This window comes from Pseudomonas sp. ACM7, assembly GCF_004136015.1.
Classification (GTDB): domain Bacteria; phylum Pseudomonadota; class Gammaproteobacteria; order Pseudomonadales; family Pseudomonadaceae; genus Aquipseudomonas; species Aquipseudomonas frigoris.
Window position 1 is genome coordinate 717743 of record NZ_CP024866.1, and the last position, 19195, is coordinate 736937.

Genomic DNA, 19195 nt, shown 5'->3' on the forward strand with positions numbered 1-19195 from the left:
AGCGGTTGGTTAAGATCTTTCGTCTCAACCGAGGCGCGCATTCTACAGCAGCCTCTGTTGCTGTCAAGCGGTTATTTTTCGAAGTTTTCAAAGTTTCCTTTGCAACTTCAACCACTTGCGCTTGCGATCTCTCGTTAGCGGGAGGCGAATTCTACAGCGTTACTCGCTGCTGTCAACACCTCTTTTACACCGCTGTCGACCGAGAAGATCGAACCGTTAAAAGAGCCAAACCACCCTGCTCTTTCAACTCCTTCTGGGCTTCGATGATCTGAAGCAACTCACTGTCGAAAACTTCGTAACTCATTGTTTACCAAGGAGTTTTCCGTTTCGACTGCGCCGGAAGTGGGGCGAATTATAGACTTCCAGAATCTGCCGTCAACTCTTAATTGAGCTTTTCTATAAGGGTGCTCAAAATCGCTGCTTATATATAGACGCGCCCGCCATGAGTGCGCAGTATATTGCCCAGTAACATTCTCGCTTCCTACTTCGGACGATGCCACGCCATGAATGACCAACCTCGCAGCCTTGCCTCGACCCTGTTTTCGGTTGGCCTGCTATTGATAGCCATGGCATCCATCCAGTCGGGAGCCTCCCTTGCTAAAAGCATGTTCCCCATTATCGGTGCGCAAGGGACCACCACCCTGCGGCTGATCTTCGCCAGCGTGATCATGATGTTGATACTGCGCCCCTGGCGAGCGAAGCTCACCGCAAAATCCTTGCGCACCGTCATCGTCTACGGAATGGCGCTGGGCGGCATGAACTTCCTCTTCTATATGTCCTTGCAAACCGTCCCCCTTGGTATCGCGGTTGCGCTGGAATTCACCGGCCCACTGGCGGTAGCCATCTACGCCTCACGTCGCGCGATCGACTTTTTGTGGATCGCCCTGGCCGCCGTCGGCTTGCTGCTGTTAATACCTATGGGAGAAGCGACCGCGGGAATAGATCTGGTAGGCGCCGGTTATGCATTGGGCGCAGGTGTCTGCTGGGCGCTGTACATTCTGTTCGGCCAAAAGGCCGGCGCCGACAATGGTGTGCAGACCGCGGCACTCGGGGTGATGATTGCGGCACTTTTTGTGGCCCCTATCGGCATCTTCCATGCTGGCGCAGCACTGCTCACTCCCTCACTGATCCCCGTGGCCATCGCTGTCGCCATTCTGTCCACCGCCGTGCCCTACACGCTGGAGATGGTCGCCCTCACCCGAATCCCGACCCGGACATTCGGCACGTTGATGAGCATTGAACCTGCGATCGGCGCACTGTCAGGCCTGTTGTTTCTCCATGAGTACCTATCACTGTCACAATGGATGGCCATCATGTGCATCATTCTGGCTTCCATAGGCGCAACCATGACGATGGGGAGTGCGGCCAAACCTGCTGTCGCTGCAGATTGAGACAGGATTTGACGAGGGTCTGGTATTTACCGCGCAATTAGGCCATGTTTAGGCCCGTAACCCAGTGCCAGACATGGATTTTTCAGATAGGGATATCAGAACGCTTCAAGCGAAAGCGAATGCAGCCAAACCCGGGCGCAAAGATCCGGGACGCTATAAGGACAGTAATGAAACGAATTTTGATACTAATCGCCGTACTTGCGGTTGCGGGCTGCGCGGCGACATCGAAAACCCAGGTAAAACACGGCAAGAAAGGGCTGCATATCAACTGTTCCGGGCTGTCGTCATCTTGGGACAAGTGCTACACCAGCGCTGCCAACTCGTGCGCTCCCAAAGGTTACAAGGTCATCGCCAAGTCAGGGGACGCTGTGGAAGAACCAGGCGATTACCCGTTCGGCCTCAACCCTGCCGGCTATACCAGCCGCAGCATGATCGTCATCTGCAAATAGATTGATGCCGCCTTGTCAGGTTCGTGGACCTGCGATCTGGCGGCCAATCTCATCGTAACTGGACTTCAGTACCGCGCGCTGAATGTCCGGCGTGGCCAGCATTCGCGCAATGACCAACGCACCGATACATTGCGACAGAATCGCCCAGGCCAGGCTGTCGCTTTCCAGAACCTGCGCCCAACTCTTCTGAAGCCGACAAATCCAGTTCTCCGCCTGCTGACGAATCATCACGTCTGAACGTGCAATCTCAGCCCCCAATGCCGGCAAAGCACAACCGGATTCCGGGTGCTCGACATGGGCCATGCTCAGATAGTGTTTCAGGCAGCGCTGGAGCTTCTCAGGACTCTGGTCCGCCCCTAAACGCTCCAGGCTTTGAGACAGCTCACGCTCGACGATTGAAGCGAACAGCTCATCCTTCGACGAAAAGTGACTGTAGAACGCCCCGCCACTCAAACCGATCGCCTTCATCAAACCGTCGACACCTACCGTTGAAAAACCAGACTTCTTGGCCGACACCGCACTGCTTTCAAGTAGTTTCTCTTTGGTTTCCAGTTTGTGATTGGTCGAGTAACGCATTGCCTTGCCCTCAGGATTGATCGCTTGACGCTTGCCGAATCGTAGCATAACGTTCGTTTAGTTAACGATCGTTTAGCAAAGGGATCTACCCATGAATAACAAGAAGGTCGTACTGGTTGTAGGTGCAGGGGATGCCACCGGCGGCGCAATTGCAAAACGCTTTGCGCAGGAAGGATTTGTGGCGTGTGTAACCCGCCGCAGCGCGGACAAACTCCTGCCGTTGGTGGACGCCATCAAGGCCGATGGCGGTGACGCCCACGGATTTGCCTGCGATGCGCGCAAGGAAGAGGACGTGATTGCTTTAGTTGAGCAGATCGAAAGCCAGATTGGCCCGATCGAAGCGTTCGTTTTCAACATCGGCGCCAATGTGCCTTGCAGTATTCTCGAAGAAACCGCGCGCAAATATTTCAAGATATGGGAAATGGCCTGCTTCTCGGGTTTTCTCAACGCTCGTGAAGTGGCCAAGCGCATGGCCAAGCGTCAACGGGGTACGATCTTGTTCACCGGCGCTACCGCCGGCCTGCGTGGGGCCTCAGGATTTGCAGCGTTCGCCGGCGCCAAGCACGGGATTCGCGCCCTGGCGCAAAGCATGGCGCGTGAATTGGGGCCGATGAACATTCACGTCGCCCATGTTGTAGTCGACGGTGCCATCGATACCGATTTTATCCGCGAGAGTTTCCCCGAAAAGTACGCGACCAAGGACCAGGACGGCATTCTCAATCCAGAGCACATTGCCGAGAACTATTGGTACCTGCACAGCCAGCCCCGTGACGCATGGACCTTCGAGCTGGACCTGCGCCCCTGGAGCGAACGCTGGTAACCCCCCCTAAAAATAATAAGCAGAGCGCATCGACCATGAGCAAAACCGTGGAGTTCTATTTCGACCTCGGCAGCCCCGCCACCTACCTGGCCTATACCCAACTGCCGAAGATCTGCGAGCAGACCGACAGCCAGTTGATCTACATACCCATCCTGCTGGGAGGTATCTTCAAAGCCACTGGTAACGCCTCCCCCGCAACCATCCCCGCCAAGGGCCGCTACATGTTTCAAGACCTGGACCGCTACGCCAAGCGCTATGGCGTGCCACTAAAGTTCAATCCCCAATTCCCTATCAACACCCTGATGCTGATGCGCGCTGTCACCGGCATACAGTTGCGCCATCCCGAGCGCTTTCAGGCGTTCATCGATTGCCTGTTTCACGCCCTCTGGGTTGAAGGCCACAGCCTCGATGACCTGGCGACTGTCGCGTCAGTACTGACACAGAACGGTTTCGATCCCAATGCGGTGCTGGCCCTGACCGCCGATGAGGAAGTCAAAGCCACTCTCAAGGACAACACAGAGAAAGCGGTGCAACGGGGCGTATTCGGTGCCCCGAGCATGTTTGTCGATAATCAGCTGTTCTTCGGCCAGGATCGCCTGGACTTCGTCCTTGAAGCCCTGAGTTAAATCTCGACGACCAGCCGCCCCTGCGCAGTTCCCGAAACGAGCAGCTCATGGGCGGCTTCGGCGGTTTGCAGCGTGAACTGCCGAGGGTCGAGCAGCGGTTTTAACTGACCCGCCTCGATCAACTGCGCAGCCTCCCGAAGTATCTCCCCGTGATGCTCGCCCCCTTCGCCAGTCCGCAACGGTAACAAGGTAAACACTCCAGAATAAGTCGCCCCACGAAACGAAAGCGGCGCAAGGCTGTGCAACCCCCATCCAAGACAACTCACGACATGCCCCTCGTAGACGCGAGCAGCCTTGAATGAAGCGTCCAGCGTCTCACCACCCACCGTTTCGTAGACAATGTCGAAGCCCTCCCCCGCCGTGTGCTCAGCCACATACTCCTCAACCGAAGATTTGCGGTAATCAATAAACGTCGCACCGACCCCTTCAATGATCGCCTGCTGCCCGGCCGCCCCGGTGGCAAACACGTCAGCACCGAAAGCCCGGGCAATTTGCACAGTCACATGCCCGACACCACCCGCACCGCCGTGAATCAGCACTTTCTGCCCCGCCCGCACCCGCGCACGATCCACCAATCCTTCCCACGCCGTGATCAGTACCAACGGCAACCCCGCCGCCTCCCGAATGCTCAGATTGACTGGCTTGCGCGCCAGCAGTCGTGCATCGACGGCGGCATATTCCGCCAGTAACCCTGCGCACCGCCTATTCCGGTGGCCATCGCATAGACCTCATCACCCGGCAGCCATCCACTGACGCCTTCCCCCAATGCCGCCACTGTTCCCGCAAGATCAATACCCAATACCGCCGGCAACGGCTGGCGCGCATGAGCAGCCTGGCCCGACCGAATCTTTCCATCCAGAGTGTTCACCCCACTGGCCTTGATCCTGACCAATACCTGACCGGCTCCAGGCACGGGCCGTTGAATGGAAGCCAAGCGTAAAGGCCCGTTGGCCGAATCAACAATCAGAGCGCGCATTTCAAGTGAGTCAGTCATTTCGCAATTTCCCGTCAGAGGTGGCTGTGGGATTAATCTTCCTCTTGCTCACTCATGCCGATAAGACGCTATATAGCTATAGTGACCATGCCCATTTGGCATCAATGAGAACCCCCGTGGACAAACTCAATGCAATGGCGATCTTCGTTCGTGTTGTCGAACGTGGCAGCTTTTCTGCCGTCGCCCGGGAATTGCAGACCAGCCAGCCGACCATCAGCAAAGTGCTGCGAGCACTGGAAACTGAACTGGGTGGAAAGCTGATTTCCCGCAGCACCCGACAACTGTCCCTGACCGACTAAGGTCAGCGGTACTACAGCGAATGTCGACAAATCCTGGCGGCCGTAGACGCCGCAGAACACAGCTTTCACTCCGGCCGCGAAGCTGTTGCCGGAAACCTGAAAATCGGATCGTCCTTGAGTTTCGGGCGCTTGCAGATTGCGCCGCGACTGCCGGCATTCCTCAAAAAACATCCCCAGGTGCAAATTGATCTGCAACTGAGCGATCAAAATCAGCACCTGGTCAGTGAAGGACTGGACGTCACGTTCAGGATTGGCGAGTTGAACGACAGCGGATTGATCGCCCGTCGCATCGGCACCACCCACCGAGTGACCGTCGCAGCACCCGACTATCTTGAGCGACACGGCACCCCGCAAACACCGCAAGAACTGAGCGAGCACAACTGCCTGCTGTTCAACCTGCTGAACAGTCAGAACCTATGGGTTTACGAGAGAGATGGCCAACGTCACGAAGTGCGAATCAAGGGCAACGCCCAAAGCAACAACTCCGAGGCAATCCGCGAGATGGTACTGGGGGGATTGGGAATTGCGCTGTCGCCGGTTTGGCTGTTCAGTGAGGACTTGAAGGCGGGACGCGTGACCGCGATTCTGCAGGAATACAGCGCGCAGTCGCTGCCGATTCATGCGGTGTCCCCGGCGAATCGTCGCCAATCCGCCAGGGTCAAAGCCTTTGTCGACTACATGAGCCAGGCGCTCGAAGAAGCGCCTGAACTCAAACCGATCAAATAGCCGCAGTCCGGGTGTTCAACCACTCAAGGGCTGCGCCGTCGAGCAACGGGCTCAAGCGCTCGCGCACCTCGGCATGGTAGGCGTTGAACCACTGTTTTTCGTCATCGGTCAGCAGCGACGGTTTCAGGCAGCGAGTGTCGATCGGGCACAGGGTCAGGGTTTCGAACTTCAGGAATTCACCGAATTCGCTTTTGCCCGCCTCGCGGTTCAACACCAGGTTCTCGATCCGCACACCCCAGCGGCCCGGACGGTAAGTGCCCGGTTCGATGGACGTGATCATGCCCGGTTGCATCGCGGTTTGCGGTGCCGCAGCGGCCTGATAGGCAATGACCTGTGGGCCTTCGTGCACGTTGAGGAAGTAGCCGACGCCGTGACCGGTGCCGTGACCGTAATCAACGCTTTCAGCCCAGATCGGCGCACGGGCAATCGAATCGAGCAACGGCGAGAGAATTCCACGAGGGAATTGCGCGCGGGACAACGCAATCACGCCTTTGAGCACCCGCGTGCAATCGCGCTTCTGCTCCTCGGTCGGCGTACCGACCGGTACCATCCGCGTGATGTCAGTGGTGCCGCCCAGGTACTGGCCGCCAGAGTCGATCAACAACAGACCGTCGCCTTCGATCACCGCGTGTTCTTCTTCGGTGGCGTGGTAGTGCGGCATCGCGCCATTGGCGTTGAACGCCGCAATGGTGTTGAAGCTCAGCGATACATAACCCGGGCGTCGGGTACGCGCGGCCGTCAGGTGTTCGTCGATGGTCAGTTCGGTGATGCGCTCACGACCCAACGCAGTGTCCAGCCAGGTGAAGAATTCACACAGCGCCGCGCCGTCCTGCTCCATGGCCTGACGAATGTGCTCGGCATCGGCCAGGCTTTTCTGCGACTTGGCCAACGTGGTCGGGTTCAGGCCTTCGACCAGCTTCACACCGCTATCCAGATTATCCAGCAAGCCGGCGGTGACGCGCGCCGGATCGACTTGCAGACTCGCCCCGCTCGGTACGGCGCGCAAGGCGGCGGCCACTTCACTGTAGTCGCGCAGGGTCACGCCGTCCTGTTCGAGAACTGCGCGCAGCTCGGCATCGACCTTGCTCAGCGCCACGAACAGGGTTGCCTGTTGCTGGCTGATCAAGGCAAAGGAAACAAACACCGGGTTGAACGACACGTCACCGCCGCGCAAGTTGAACAGCCAGGCGATGTCATCAAGGGTGGCGATGAAGTGCCAGTCGGCACCGCGATCTTTCAAAACCTCACGCAGCTTGGCCAGTTTCTCGCCGCGACTGACCGTCGCCTGAGGCGGCAGGTGTTGATAGATCGGTTCATTCGGCAGCGTCGGACGGTCGCTCCAGACTTCGTTCAACACATCGATATCAGTGCGCAGACGTGCGCCGCGCTCTTCGAGCTTGCCGCCCAACGTACGCGCCGAAGCCACGGCCATCACTGCACCATCTACCGCGACGACGCCTCCTTCAGGGGTTTGCTCGGCCAGCCAGTCCAGCGGGCCGGGTTGACCCGGTTGCAGCTTGACCAGTTCGATCCCGCTGCCCTTGAGTTCCTTGGTCGCTTGTTCCCAGTAACGGCTGTCGGCCCAGACGCCGGCAAAGTCCGGCGTAACGATCAGCGTGCCGACCGAGCCATGGAAGCCCGACAACCATTGTCGCCCTTGCCAGTAACCCGGCAGGTATTCCGACAGGTGCGGATCGGCCGACGGCACCAGCAGAGCATGAATGCCCTCCCGGCTCATCAGTTCGCGGGTTTGAGCCAGGCGTTGAGGCACCGATCCATTGATCGAAGGCTGCGTACTCATCATGTCTCCTGCTAATCACTTCATCATTATTGTTGAGTGCCGATCAACGCCGACACTTTCAGATCTTATTGCCAAAATGCCGGAGCACTTGCGCAGGCCGCTTTAATCAGGTGTACCGCTTGGTCGATGTCCTGCTCGGTGGTGAATCGGCCGAGACTCAAGCGAATGGTGCGACTCGCCGAGCGGGCGTCATGCCCCAGGGCCAGCAGCACATGGGAGGGCGTGTTGCTGGCGGAGTTGCAGGCCGAGGTCGCGGAAAACGCGATCGAGGTGCTCAACGCCGCGGAATTGAACTCGCCTTCGTTGAAGGTCAGGCTCAAGGTATGAGGGATGCGCTGGGTCGGACTGCCATTGAGGCGAACCCCTGGAATACTCAGCAGTTGTTCAAGCAAGCGCTCGCGCAACCGGACGATCGTGGCTTTCTCTTCATCGAACGAAGAGGCCGCCAACTCGAACGCCACACCCATAGCAGCGATTTGGTGGGTCGCCAGGGTGCCGGAACGCAAACCGCCCTCGTGACCACCGCCGTGGATCTGCGCCTGCAAACGCTGTTGCGCGCGCGGCCCGACGTACAGCGCGCCGATGCCTTTTGGGCCGTAAATCTTATGGGCGGAAAATGACATCAGATCCACTGGCAACCGGGCCAGATCGATCACCACTTTGCCTGCACCTTGAGCCGCGTCGACATGGAACAACGCATCGCGAGCACGCACGACCTCGCCGATAGCCGAGATGTCGTTGACCGTGCCCAGCTCATTGTTGACCAGCATCAGCGACACCAGAAAGGTGTCTTCGCGCATCGCTTCGCTGACCGCTTGCGGGGTAATCAGACCCTCGGCGTCAGGCACCAGATAAGTCACCGCAACACCGGCATCCTGCAACTGCTTCGCCGTGTCGAGAATCGCTTTGTGTTCGATCTGGCTGGTGATGATGTGGCCGCCAGAAACGCCGCGAGCCTGGGCCACGCCCTTGAGGGCAAGGTTGTTGGATTCAGTGGCGCCGGAGGTCCAGACGATCTGGTCCGCCTGAGCGCCGACCAGTTCGGCGACCTGGCGCCGCGCCTGCTCGACCGATTGCCGGGCCTGTTGACCGAACGCATGGGAGCTGGACGCCGGGTTGCCGAAGTTGCCGGTAAAACCCAGACACTCGACCATGACCTTGATGACTCGCTCATCCACCGGCGTGGTGGCGGCGTAGTCGAAATACAGAGGACGTTTATTCATAGAAGACTCGCAGAGCATGTTCCGGGATCAGGAGGCTCGTCACTGAAACGTCAAAGCGCAGCCTCGTGAGCTGCGCCGATCGTTCAGAGCGTTAGAAATACCTGATCGGAGGCCGTTAAAGAAGAACAACTTCATTTAAAAGTGCGTAGGAACGCTCCTGAAGTCGAGCTTAACAGGCATCGGGCAACCGGTTGAAGCAATGCGTCAGCTAAAGCTTTCGAGCAACAACGGGTACAGCGAAGCCACCAGCAACAAGGCCATGCCCCAGTTGAACAGCCGCAACCAGCGGCGATCCTTCAGCACGTTGCGCAACAATGTGCCGCAGCCTGCCCAGACACTGACGCTTGGCAGGTTGATCAAGGCGAACACTGCCGCGATCACGATCACGTTGGTGAAATAACCCTGCATCGGCGTGTAGGTGCTGATGGCACCGATGGCCATGATCCAGGCCTTGGGATTGACCCATTGAAACGCTGCGGCGCCCAAATAGCTGATCGGCTTGCTCTCGCCCTTTTCACTTTCGGAAACCGGTCCGGAACGGGCGATTTTCCACGCCAGGTACAGCAAATACGCCGCGCCGACGTAACGCAGCACGCTGTAGAGCAAAGGATAAGTTTGAAACACTGCGCCCAAGCCGAAACCCACTGCCACGACGAGCACGAAGAAGCCGCAAGTGATGCCAAGCATGTGGGGGATGGTGCGGTTAAAGCCGAAGTTCACACCCGATGCCAGCAGCATTGTGTTGTTGGGGCCGGGAGTAATCGAGGTGACAAGCGCAAACAGGGCAAAGCCCAGCAGCAAATCGAGCGAGAGCGTCATGGGTGGCAGTCCATTGGGGTCAGTCAGGTGTTGACCCTATCGCACGCCTTCACGGAAACCCACGGACAGTTGCGTGAAACTTCAAGCGGTACAGTTTTCGATCAGCCAGGACGACCGTGAAGCTGTACAGCACGTTCGGCGTTCATCTCGCCTTGTTTGTCGAAACTGAAAGATTTTTGCGGCTGGCCGAGCAATTCGGCTTTCTTCGCGTGGTACTCCTCGAAAGACAGACCGCGACGATTCAACGCCTCAAGCGCCAGTTCCCTGGTTTCTTCCGCGGTGTACGGCCGTAATTCCGGGGAAACATGGCTGGCACATCCGGCGAGTACGGAGACCGCAAGCAGCAAGAAAGTAGCGATTAGAGGTTTCATTGTGAGCGTCCTGACATCTGGGTTCGAGGCAATGAACACAGGCTACGCCGGGCATCCGATCAGCAGAAATCAACGCTCTCGATAGTGGCTATCGACTTTGACTAATGCCGCTCAGGTAGACCGCCTTATATCTCCAAACGATCTATAAATATTAATTTAATGTCTTTTACGGAATAACACCGAGCCTTTATAACAACTGTCATCGCTTCACGCACTGTTGCCCAAGCAACTGTTGGCCAAGCAACTGTTGGCCAGGCAACAGTCATTCAACAAACAGCTCTGCCATTCGAACAGCGTCTACCGGCTAACGGGCTGAAAGCCCCGTAAATCGGGGATCCGAGGGATTGGTACAGCTCTTGCTCTCTGTCAGTGACTACTCACTGCTCCCTGAGCAACTGTTTAAAAAGGAACTGATCATGTCGCGTCCATTGAAAGTCGTTGCCCTCTCCGGCGGTACCTGGCGTCCGTCACGCACGTTGGTGCTTACCCAGGCGCTGTTGGCGCAACTGGCCGAGCAATTGCCGATTGAAAGCAAGCTGATTGAACTGGGTGACATCGCCCGACCGTTGGGCGCCGCGCTGTCCCGCCAGGAATTGAGCGCCGAGATCGAAGCCGAGCTGCAAGCGATCGAGAACGCCGACCTGCTGATCGTCGCCGCGCCGGTTTATCGCGGTTCCTACCCTGGACTGCTCAAGCATCTGTTCGACCTGATCGACCTCAATGCATTGATCGACACGCCGGTATTACTGGCCGCCACCGGTGGCAGCGAGCGTCATGCACTGGTGCTCGATCACCAGTTGCGGCCGCTGTTCAGTTTCTTCCAGGCCCTGACCCTGCCGATTGGCGTCTACGCCACCGAAGCCGATTTCTCGAATTATCAAATAACCAGTGAGCCCTTGAAGGCCCGCATTCGTCTTGCTGCAGAACGCGCCGCGCCGTTGTTTGGCGTGCACCCCAAAAATCTGCTGAAAATCGCTTAAGGATTTCTTCATGGATGTTTTCTGGTTCCTGCCGACTCACGGCGACGGCCATTACCTGGGCACCACTCAGGGCGCTCGCCCAGTGACACTCAACTACCTGAAACAAGTGGCCCAGGCGGCCGACAGCCTCGGCTACCACGGTGTACTGATTCCCACCGGGCGCTCCTGCGAGGATTCGTGGGTGATTGCTTCGGCGCTGGTGCCGCTGACTGAGCGCCTGCGTTATCTGGTAGCGATTCGGCCGGGGATCATCTCGCCGACAGTCTCGGCGCGCATGGCCGCGACACTGGATCGACTGTCCAATGGCCGCTTGCTGATCAACGTGGTCACCGGCGGTGACCCGGATGAAAACCGTGGCGACGGTATCTTCCTCGATCACAGCGAACGCTACGAAGTGACCGACGAATTCCTGCAAATCTGGCGCCGGGTGCTGCAAGGCGAATCGGTGGATTTCGAAGGCAAACACCTGCAAGTGCAGAACGCCAAGGCGCTGTATCCGCCGGTGCAGAAACCGTATCCACCGCTGTACTTCGGAGGCTCTTCCGAGGCAGCCCATGAACTGGCCGCCGAGCAGGTTGATGTCTACCTGACCTGGGGCGAACCACCGGCCGCCGTGGCGGAAAAACTGGCCGATGTGCGTGAACGTGCCGCGCGAAACGGTCGCACGGTGAAGTTCGGAATTCGCTTGCACGTGATCGTTCGCGAAACCGCTGAAGAGGCCTGGAAAGCCGCGGATAAACTTATCGAGCACATCAGCGACGAGACCATCGCGGCCGCGCAGAAGTCGTTCTCGCGTTTCGATTCCGAAGGTCAACGGCGCATGGCCGCGTTGCATGACGGGCGTCGTGACAACCTGGAAATCTCCCCCAACCTGTGGGCCGGTGTCGGCCTGGTGCGTGGCGGTGCCGGGACGGCGCTGGTGGGCGATCCGCAGCAAGTGGCGGCGCGGATCAAGGAGTACGCAGACCTGGGAATCGAGAGTTTCATCTTCTCCGGCTATCCGCACCTCGAAGAGGCTTATCGCTTTGCCGAGCTGGTGTTCCCGCTGTTGCCTGAGCCGTACGCAAGCCTGGCCGGGCGTGGGGTTACCAATCTCACCGGGCCGTTTGGCGAAATGATCGCCAATGATGTGCTGCCGGCCAAAGCCACGGCCTGACCAGGTAATCCATGTGGGAGCGGGCTTGCTCGCGAAGGCGTCAGTACCGTCGACATTGATGTTGAATGTTATGGCCTCTTCGCGAGCAAGCCCGCTCCCACAGGGGATTTGCGTCGACTCATATGAGGAACCCCGCGTGACTGCCAAGCCGCAAAGCGCCCTGATATCCCCCTTGCAGACCGCCCGCCGATTGGCCGCCGAGTTTGCCCTGACCGCTGTCGAGCGCGATGAACGTGGCGGTACGCCCAAAACCGAACGTGACGCCTTGCGCCACAGCGGTCTGCTCGCCTTGAGCATTCCCGCCCAGTACGGAGGCCTCGGCGCCAGCTGGAGTGACACCCTGACCATCGTGCGCGAGTTCGCCAAGGTCGACAGTTCGATTGCCCATGTCTTCGGCTTCCATCACCTGATGCTCGCCACCGTGCGCCTGTTCGCCCGGCCCGAGCAGTGGCAGCCATGGTTCGAACAAACCGCACGCAAGAACTGGTTCTGGGGCAACGCCCTGAACCCGCTGGACACCCGCACCGTGGTGAAAAACCTCGGTGGCTGGCGTGAGTTTTCCGGCAAGAAAAGTTTCTGCTCGGGTGCCAGCGATTCGGAAATGCTGATCGCCTCGGCCGTCGACGAAAGCACCGGCGGCAAGCTGTTGATCGCCGCGATTCCCAGCGGTCGCAGCGGCATCACCTTGCACAACGACTGGAACAACATGGGCCAGCGCCAGACCGACAGCGGCAGCGCGACGTTCGAACGGGTACGGGTCGAAGAGTCGGAATTGCTGCTCGATCCAGGTCCCTTGAGTACGCCATTCGCCTGCCTGCGGCCGTTGATTGCCCAGCTGACCTTCACGCACATGTTTCTCGGCATCGCCGAAGGTGCTTTCGAAGAGGCGCGGCAATACACCCTCACCGAAACCCGCCCGTGGCACAAATCCAGTGCTCAGGATGTGCGTCAGGATCCTTATGTACTCGGCCACTACGGCGAATTCTGGGTCGCCCTCGAAAGTGTTCGACTGCTGGTGGAGCGCGCTGCCGGGCTGCTCGACAAGGCTTGGGCCAAAGGCCCGAACCTCAGCGCCGAAGAACGCGGGCACCTCGCTAACACCATCGCCACGGCCAAGGTCGCTGCCACCCGCAACGGTCTGGAACTCTGTAGCCGGTTGTTCGAAGTGACCGGCGCCCGTTCAACGCATGCCTCACTGCGACTGGACCGCCACTGGCGCAACCTGCGCACGCAAACCCTGCACGACCCGGTGGATTACAAACTCCATGAACTGGGTGACTGGGCGCTCAACCAGTCCCTGCCGATTCCGACTTTCTATTCATAGCCTTCTATTCATGGAGCCTGCCCATGCAACTGCTGACCTTACCGCCCTCGCCCGCTCTGGCCACCTCGATCCGCGCCACGGCGCAGGTGTTCGAAGACCCTAAATCCCAGGCCTTGCTTGCCCACATTCAACAAGTCGCACCGAGTGAAGCCAGCGTGCTGATCATCGGCGAAACCGGCACCGGCAAGGAGCTGGTGGCGCGGCATATCCACAACCTCAGCGCCCGGCGCAACCGGCCATTCGTGGCGGTGAACTGCGGCGCGCTCTCCGAATCCCTGGTGGAGGCCGAGTTGTTCGGCCATGAAAAAGGTGCCTTCACCGGTGCGCTGAGCGCCAAGGCCGGCTGGTTCGAGGAGGCCGACGGCGGCACGTTGTTCCTCGACGAAATCGGCGATTTGCCGATGGCGATTCAGGTCAAGTTGTTGCGGGTATTGCAGGAGCGCGAAGTGGTGCGACTGGGTTCGCGCAAGAGCATTCCCATCAACGTGCGCGTGCTGGCGGCGACCAACGTGCAACTGGAGAAAGCCATCAACGCCGGTCATTTCCGTGAGGACTTGTACTACCGCCTCGACGTGGTCAGCCTGGAATTGAGCCCGCTGCGCGACCGCCCCGGCGACATCCTGCCGCTGACCCGACACTTCGTCGAAGCCTACAGCCAGCGCCTCGGCTACGGCACCATCACCATCAGCAAAGAGGCCGAACTGAAACTGCGCGGCTACAGCTGGCCGGGCAACATCCGCGAACTGGAAAACGTCATTCACCACACCCTGCTGATCTGCCGTAACGGCGTGATCGAACGCGACGACCTGCGCCTGTCGAACATGCGCATCGAGCGTCAGGACGACTACCACAGCAACGTCGACGACTCACCGGAAGCCCTGCTCGATCGGGCCTTTCAAAAGCTTTTCGAAGAACAGGCCGGTGCGCTTCACGAGAAAGTCGAAGACGCGTTGCTGCGAGCCGCCTATCGTTTCAGCCACTACAACCAGGTGCACACCGCTGCGCTGCTGGGGCTGAGCCGCAATGTAACGCGCACGCGGCTGATCAAGATCGGCGAACTGGCCGTGAACAAACGCCGGCCCACGGAAAATCTCCAGGGCGAGCGTGTCATGCAGCTGTCGATCTAGCCCACCAGATTGCAGTGCAGCGCGTTGTCGTGGCTGCGTTCCAGGCTGTGCAGCACCTGGAACGAGCCGAAGGTCACGGTTTTCGCCTGATGGGCGCGGATCAGTTGCCAGAAGTCCTGCTCGCCGCTTTCAAAGCTTTGAAACGCGGCTTCTCCCGCCTCGCGTGTTTGCCATTGCAGGTAGTTGAGCACCCGCCGGCCATCGTCGCTGGCCTGGATGCTGGCACTCAGAAAACCGCTGTAACCCTGGGCGAGACGCTCGGTCTGCTTCGACAGAGCCGACACCAGTGCGGGCTGTTGATGGGGTTCGATCTCGAATTCAATCAATTGGGTGAAGCTGCGATTTTTCTCTGACAGTTGCATGAAGAGTCCCCGCTGACCTGTAAGCCGGATCTTGCGATCCGAAGGCTTGCAGGGTAAAACCTCGAGTTAACTTGAGGTCAAGGGGCATTTTTTAAATGATCACCTCGGAAAATCTGCACAAGGAACTCACCGTCGGCCAAGTGGCTGCGCGCACCGGTGTCGCGGTCACGGCTCTGCACTTTTACGAATCCAAGGGTTTGATCAAAAGTAATCGCAACCAGGGCAACCAGCGGCGTTACCCACGGGAAGTGTTGCGGCGGGTGGCGTTGATCAAAGTGGCTCAGCGATTGGGCATTCCGTTGGCGGAGATTGGTGAGGCATTGAAATCGCTACCGGACAATCGGGCGCCGACGGCAGCGGACTGGAAGGTGTTGTCGGCGCAGTGGAGTCGGGATCTGGATGAGCGGATCAATCAGCTGACCTTGCTGCGGGACCGGCTCAATGGCTGCATTGGCTGTGGGTGTTTGTCGATGGAGGCATGTCCGTTGCGCAACTTTGGCGATGTGCTGGGGGAACGAGGGCCCGGGGCACAGCTACTGGAATCGGGGACTGATCCGAAATAGCGGTGCTGCTGCTCGTCGGACACTCGGTTGCAGAAAAGAGGCTGACCTATAGTTATCCGGCCGGAAAACGGCACAGGATCTTTCTCGATTGACAACAAAAACAGGGAGAACAGCCATGAGCGTCAAACCTATTCCAGAGGGTTATCACAGCATCACGCCTTATCTGGGCATTCAAAAAGCAGCCGAAGCCATCGAGTTCTACAAGAAAGCCTTTGGTGCCACCGAAATCATGCGTCTGTCCATGCCCGATGGCGGCATCGGCCACGCTGAACTGCGCATCGGCGATTGCCCGATCATGCTTGGCACGCCATGCGATCAGGGGCCATTGAGCAATCCGGACAAGTCGCCGTCTGTGGGGCTGCATCTGTATGTGAACGATGTGGACAAGTCTTATAAACAGGCGATTGCGGCTGGTGGCACGGTGGTGTCCGAGGTCAAGGATCAGTTTTATGGCGACCGCTCGGGAACCCTGAAGGATCCCTATGGGCATCTGTGGTTTCTGGCCACGCGCAAGGAAGATCTGACTCAGGAGCAGATCGAACAGCGGGCGAAGGAGATGTTCAAGCAGGGCTGAAATCTTCGGTGGCTGATCTGGCCTCATCGCGAGCAAGCTCGCTCCCACATGGGATCTTCTGCGAACACGTTATTTGTGAACACCCAAGATCACCTGTGGGAGCGAGCTTGCTCGCGATAGCGTTGGGCCAGTCAACATCAATGCTGAATGTCAAAGCGCTTTCGCGAGCAGGCTCGCTCCCACAAAGGGCAGGCTTCATTGCAATACGAAACATTTTCTTTCATATCCCCCTTCGGGATTTTCGATGCTCATCCGTCTTATTTAGATGCAGTCGGCCCGCGTAGGCAAAAGCCACGGCCGGCCTTTCATGGACCTCATCGCCGAGAAGACCGCAGCAGAGGCCCATTCATCGAAACAAGACCTTTAATCATGTCGAAGAAATCCCGTTCAAAACTCTGGTTTCTGGTCCATAGCTGGCTGGCATTGCCGATCTGGTTTTTCGTACTGATCGTCTGCGTGACCGGCACCCTGGCGGTGATCAGCCAGGAAATCGTCTGGCTGGCCAACCCGCAAATGCGCGCCAGCCAACCCTCGGACGATGCGCCGCTGCTCAGTTATGACCAGATCATAGCCGCGATCAAAAAAGCGGAGCCGAACACACTGGTCGAAGGCATCAGTCGGCCCGATGAATCGCACTTCGCCCTCGACGTGGACGTCAGCTACCCCGACGGTCGCTCCGTGACGGTCTACGTCAATCCCTACAGCGGCGTCATTCAGGGCACGGCGCCGCAGTTCAATTTCAAGGCGTTTACCCGCGCCCTGCATGGCTGGTGGCTCGTGCCGTTTACCAATGGCTACAGCTGGGGCTGGTACCTGGTGTCATTCCTGAGCTTGCCGTTGCTGGCTTCGTTGGTCACCGGGCTGGTGGTCTACAAGCGTTTCTGGAAAGGTTTCTTGCGCCCGACGTTGCGCATTCGTCACGGCGCACGGATTTTCTGGGGCGACTTTCACCGCCTCAGCGGCATCTGGTCGATCTGGTTCATCGCGGTGATTTCCATCACCAGCACCTGGTTTCTGATTCAGGCGTTCATGTTCGATAACCAGATTTCGATTTCCACCGCGCCGGTGGCTGCCGTGGTCCCGCGTGAAAGTGTCCCGCTGACTGCCGACGGTTCGCCAGCGCCGATGATCAGCCTGGAGACGGCGATCCGCGAAGCCAAGGAACGTATTCCCGGACTGGACGACAGCTTCGTCAGCCTGCCTGCCAATGCCTATAGCTATCTGTCGGTAGGCGGACGCAGTTGGTATCCGCTGATGTTCCAGACCGCCGACATCAACCCGTACACCGGCGACATCGCCGCCACCCGCCTGTTGTCGGATCGTTCCGGCCTGGAGCTGGTGACCGAATCCATGCGTCCGCTGCACACCGGGGATTTCGGCGGCATCTGGATCAAGCTGATCTGGTTCTTCTTCGGCCTGATCCTGAGCATGATGGTCCTCAGCGGCCTGTTGATCTGGACCAAACGCACCGCCCTGGCCACGGCCAATGCCCTCAAGCGCAGCCATAAACGCCCGCGCAGCCAGACCGCTGCGGCCCACAGCCGTGAAACCACGGAGGTCAGCTAATGAGTCTGTTTACCGCTGATAAACCGGGCTCGAAACTGAGTCGTTTCTGGCACAAATGGCGCTTCCACATCAACGTTCTGCTGTTGCTGGTGCCGCTGGGCTTCATGCCCAAATACTTTGCCGACGCTGCGCTGTTTCGCGGTGACACCGGCCTGGGCGAGCGGGAGATCGGCGAGGTTCAGGTCGGCCCCTGGAGCCTGCGCCTGGCCGAATTGCGTAACGATGCACCGACCCTCGATGGTCCGGCCGGTTACATGAAGAACTTCAACGCGGCGCTGTGCGACAGCTGCCGCGATCAGGTCAAGGCGACTTACCTGCGTATTGGCAAACCGCGCAGCCTGCGCGCTGCCGGGGTGATTTTCTTTGGCACGCCGTACCGCATGGGCGCGATGTTGCCGATCCCCGAGAAGACCAAAGCCGACGCCGAGCTGTGGATCACCATGGAAGGCTGGGACGGCGCCATGCATCAGGCCTCCGTCCCCCTGAGCCAGGCATCCCCGGCCACCCTCGCCTGGCTGAACCAACAAGGAGGCAAACCATGATCAACGTTATACGTCCTCTGAGCGCCACGCTGCTGGTGCTCTGCGCCGGTTTCAGCGCCAGCGCCCTGGCCCACAACCCGATGTGCGAATGCAAAGCCATCGACGCCGAGCAGATCAAATGCACCGGCGGTTTCTCCGACGGCAGCGGCGCGCCGGGCGTGACCCTGGATGTGATCGGCTACGACGAAACCATCCTGGTGCCCGGCAAGCTCGGCGCCGATTCGACCCTGACTTTCAAGAAGCCCGGCGCCGAGTTCTACGTGCTGTTCGACGCAGGTCCCGGTCACGTCGTCGAGATTGACCAAGCGGACATCGAAGCCCCATGAGTACACCGACTACGCAAATCGTCCGCCCGGCCGGTGCCGGCCATGAAACCCTCTATGTGTTGCTGTTGTGCCTGATGATCCTCGCGGTTGCCGGCTCGGTAGTCGCCTGGCGCGGTGAGTCTCAGGAAGTCAGCAGCGTTGGCAGCCATCAACTGGATGCCCGTCGTGACTTGAGCGCGTCCGAGCAAGGCATCTACGCCGACCTGCGGGTGACGCTCGACGAAATTCATCTGCTGCGTCAGGAGCAACAAGCGCTACCCGCCCCCGCCGCCCTCGCCGATGAAGGTTTTGCGCCGTTCGCCCAGGACGCCAGTTCCGTCAGCCGCGGCGGTCATGCCTGGCAATTGCTCGACGCCAAGGCTTACTTCGGCCAGAGCCAGACGCCCACCGTGGCGGGTTCGTTTCTGATGCGTTTGACCGCTGACGATGATGCTCCGGACGTCTGGCTCAACCGCGGCAACGCCCTCGCTGCCCCGACCGACCTCACCGACGCCGCGCTGGAAAGCGCTGGCTGGCAGCAGATCGTCGCGCAATTCGATGCCGGCGTGACCCGCCAGCACCGGCACTGAACCCTCGCCTT

Annotated in this window: 20 protein-coding genes and 2 pseudogenes; 15 read left to right on the forward strand and 7 right to left on the reverse strand. The window is 59.0% G+C overall.

Features of this window, described 5'->3' with window-relative positions; translation table 11 throughout:
• Nucleotides 1-503 precede the first annotated feature (503 nt).
• Nucleotides 504-1391, forward strand: coding sequence for a threonine/homoserine exporter RhtA (rhtA, locus tag CUN63_RS03470; RefSeq protein ID WP_129437216.1), 888 nt, complete (start codon nucleotides 504-506; stop codon nucleotides 1389-1391).
• 167 nt (nucleotides 1392-1558) lie between these two features.
• Nucleotides 1559-1840, forward strand: coding sequence for a hypothetical protein (locus CUN63_RS03475; protein WP_041069802.1), 282 nt, complete (start codon nucleotides 1559-1561; stop codon nucleotides 1838-1840).
• A 15-nt stretch (nucleotides 1841-1855) separates the two neighbouring features.
• On the opposite strand, the gene CUN63_RS03480 is transcribed toward CUN63_RS03475, so the two are convergent.
• Nucleotides 1856-2416 (reverse strand): TetR/AcrR family transcriptional regulator, encoded by a 561-nt coding sequence (locus tag CUN63_RS03480; protein WP_129445054.1) that lies wholly within the window; start codon nucleotides 2414-2416, stop codon nucleotides 1856-1858.
• Nucleotides 2417-2507: 91 nt separating this feature from the next.
• Here CUN63_RS03480 and CUN63_RS03485 point away from each other — a divergent pair, with 91 nt between their 5' ends.
• Both CUN63_RS03485 and CUN63_RS03490 read left to right on the forward strand, forming a co-directional pair.
• Nucleotides 2508-3236, forward strand: coding sequence for an SDR family oxidoreductase (locus tag CUN63_RS03485; RefSeq protein WP_129437218.1), 729 nt, complete (start codon nucleotides 2508-2510; stop codon nucleotides 3234-3236).
• Nucleotides 3237-3271: 35 nt separating this feature from the next.
• Nucleotides 3272-3862 carry a 2-hydroxychromene-2-carboxylate isomerase gene (locus tag CUN63_RS03490; protein ID WP_129437220.1) on the forward strand — a complete coding sequence of 197 codons (591 nt, stop codon included), beginning with the start codon at nucleotides 3272-3274 and terminating at the stop codon, nucleotides 3860-3862.
• Here the strand turns inward: CUN63_RS03490 and CUN63_RS03495 are convergent.
• A pseudogene (locus tag CUN63_RS03495) lies at nucleotides 3859-4856 on the reverse strand (zinc-dependent alcohol dehydrogenase family protein). The gene CUN63_RS03490 and the pseudogene CUN63_RS03495 overlap by 4 nt on opposite strands.
• Nucleotides 4857-4960: 104 nt before the next feature.
• On the opposite strand from CUN63_RS03495, the pseudogene CUN63_RS03500 reads away from it, so the two are divergent.
• Nucleotides 4961-5881: pseudogene (locus tag CUN63_RS03500) on the forward strand (LysR family transcriptional regulator).
• On the opposite strand, the gene CUN63_RS03505 reads toward CUN63_RS03500, so the two are convergent.
• From CUN63_RS03505 to CUN63_RS03520, 4 genes are all read right to left on the reverse strand, one after another.
• Nucleotides 5874-7682: an aminopeptidase P family protein gene (locus CUN63_RS03505; protein ID WP_129437222.1), complete on the reverse strand. Its 1809-nt coding sequence runs from the start codon at nucleotides 7680-7682 to the stop codon at nucleotides 5874-5876. The pseudogene CUN63_RS03500 and the gene CUN63_RS03505 overlap by 8 nt on opposite strands.
• 65 nt (nucleotides 7683-7747) lie before the next feature.
• On the reverse strand, nucleotides 7748-8905 hold the full coding sequence (locus CUN63_RS03510) for a cysteine desulfurase family protein (protein WP_129437224.1): 1158 nt from the start codon (nucleotides 8903-8905) through the stop codon (nucleotides 7748-7750).
• Between the two features lie 204 nt (nucleotides 8906-9109).
• Nucleotides 9110-9724, reverse strand: a complete 615-nt coding sequence (locus tag CUN63_RS03515; protein ID WP_046054456.1) for a LysE family translocator — start codon at nucleotides 9722-9724, stop codon at nucleotides 9110-9112.
• Nucleotides 9725-9825: 101 nt separating this feature from the next.
• Nucleotides 9826-10095: a hypothetical protein gene (locus CUN63_RS03520; RefSeq protein WP_129437226.1), complete on the reverse strand. Its 270-nt coding sequence runs from the start codon at nucleotides 10093-10095 to the stop codon at nucleotides 9826-9828.
• A gap of 416 nt (nucleotides 10096-10511) precedes the next feature.
• Here CUN63_RS03520 and msuE point away from each other — a divergent pair, with 416 nt between their 5' ends.
• The 4 genes from msuE (at nucleotide 10512) to CUN63_RS03540 (ending at nucleotide 14682) form a co-directional block, all read left to right on the forward strand.
• Entirely contained in the window at nucleotides 10512-11075 is a 564-nt protein-coding gene (gene msuE / locus CUN63_RS03525) for an FMN reductase (RefSeq protein ID WP_046049228.1), read from the forward strand.
• Nucleotides 11076-11085: 10 nt separating this feature from the next.
• Nucleotides 11086-12231, forward strand: coding sequence for an FMNH2-dependent alkanesulfonate monooxygenase (gene ssuD / locus CUN63_RS03530; protein WP_129437228.1), 1146 nt, complete (start codon nucleotides 11086-11088; stop codon nucleotides 12229-12231).
• A 136-nt stretch (nucleotides 12232-12367) separates the two neighbouring features.
• On the forward strand, nucleotides 12368-13555 hold the full coding sequence (locus tag CUN63_RS03535) for an acyl-CoA dehydrogenase family protein (RefSeq protein ID WP_129437230.1): 1188 nt from the start codon (nucleotides 12368-12370) through the stop codon (nucleotides 13553-13555).
• A 23-nt stretch (nucleotides 13556-13578) separates the two neighbouring features.
• The gene (locus tag CUN63_RS03540) at nucleotides 13579-14682 is read left to right on the forward strand and encodes a sigma-54-dependent Fis family transcriptional regulator (RefSeq protein WP_129437232.1); all 1104 of its coding nucleotides are present in this window, start codon (nucleotides 13579-13581) and stop codon (nucleotides 14680-14682) included.
• Here the strand turns inward: CUN63_RS03540 and CUN63_RS03545 are convergent.
• Nucleotides 14679-15044, reverse strand: coding sequence for an antibiotic biosynthesis monooxygenase (locus CUN63_RS03545; RefSeq protein WP_129437234.1), 366 nt, complete (start codon nucleotides 15042-15044; stop codon nucleotides 14679-14681). The genes CUN63_RS03540 and CUN63_RS03545 overlap by 4 nt on opposite strands.
• A gap of 95 nt (nucleotides 15045-15139) precedes the next feature.
• Between CUN63_RS03545 and soxR the strand changes: the two genes are divergently transcribed.
• The 6 genes from soxR (at nucleotide 15140) to CUN63_RS03580 (ending at nucleotide 19184) form a co-directional block, all read left to right on the forward strand.
• Nucleotides 15140-15607 (forward strand): redox-sensitive transcriptional activator SoxR, encoded by a 468-nt coding sequence (soxR, locus tag CUN63_RS03550; RefSeq protein ID WP_129437236.1) that lies wholly within the window; start codon nucleotides 15140-15142, stop codon nucleotides 15605-15607.
• 115 nt (nucleotides 15608-15722) lie between these two features.
• Complete coding sequence (locus CUN63_RS03555; protein ID WP_129437238.1) at nucleotides 15723-16181, forward strand: VOC family protein; 459 nt, start codon at nucleotides 15723-15725, stop codon at nucleotides 16179-16181.
• A 369-nt stretch (nucleotides 16182-16550) separates the two neighbouring features.
• Entirely contained in the window at nucleotides 16551-17747 is a 1197-nt protein-coding gene (locus CUN63_RS03565) for a PepSY domain-containing protein (RefSeq protein WP_129437242.1), read from the forward strand.
• On the forward strand, nucleotides 17747-18289 hold the full coding sequence (locus CUN63_RS03570) for a thiamine pyrophosphate-binding protein (protein WP_129437244.1): 543 nt from the start codon (nucleotides 17747-17749) through the stop codon (nucleotides 18287-18289). The genes CUN63_RS03565 and CUN63_RS03570 overlap by 1 nt, the downstream gene beginning before the upstream one ends.
• Nucleotides 18286-18615 carry a hypothetical protein gene (locus CUN63_RS03575; RefSeq protein WP_129437246.1) on the forward strand — a complete coding sequence of 110 codons (330 nt, stop codon included), beginning with the start codon at nucleotides 18286-18288 and terminating at the stop codon, nucleotides 18613-18615. The genes CUN63_RS03570 and CUN63_RS03575 overlap by 4 nt, the downstream gene beginning before the upstream one ends.
• Nucleotides 18612-19184 carry a DUF6162 family protein gene (locus CUN63_RS03580; RefSeq protein ID WP_129437248.1) on the forward strand — a complete coding sequence of 191 codons (573 nt, stop codon included), beginning with the start codon at nucleotides 18612-18614 and terminating at the stop codon, nucleotides 19182-19184. Before CUN63_RS03575 ends, CUN63_RS03580 begins: the two co-directional genes overlap by 4 nt.
• Nucleotides 19185-19195: the final 11 nt, after the last annotated feature.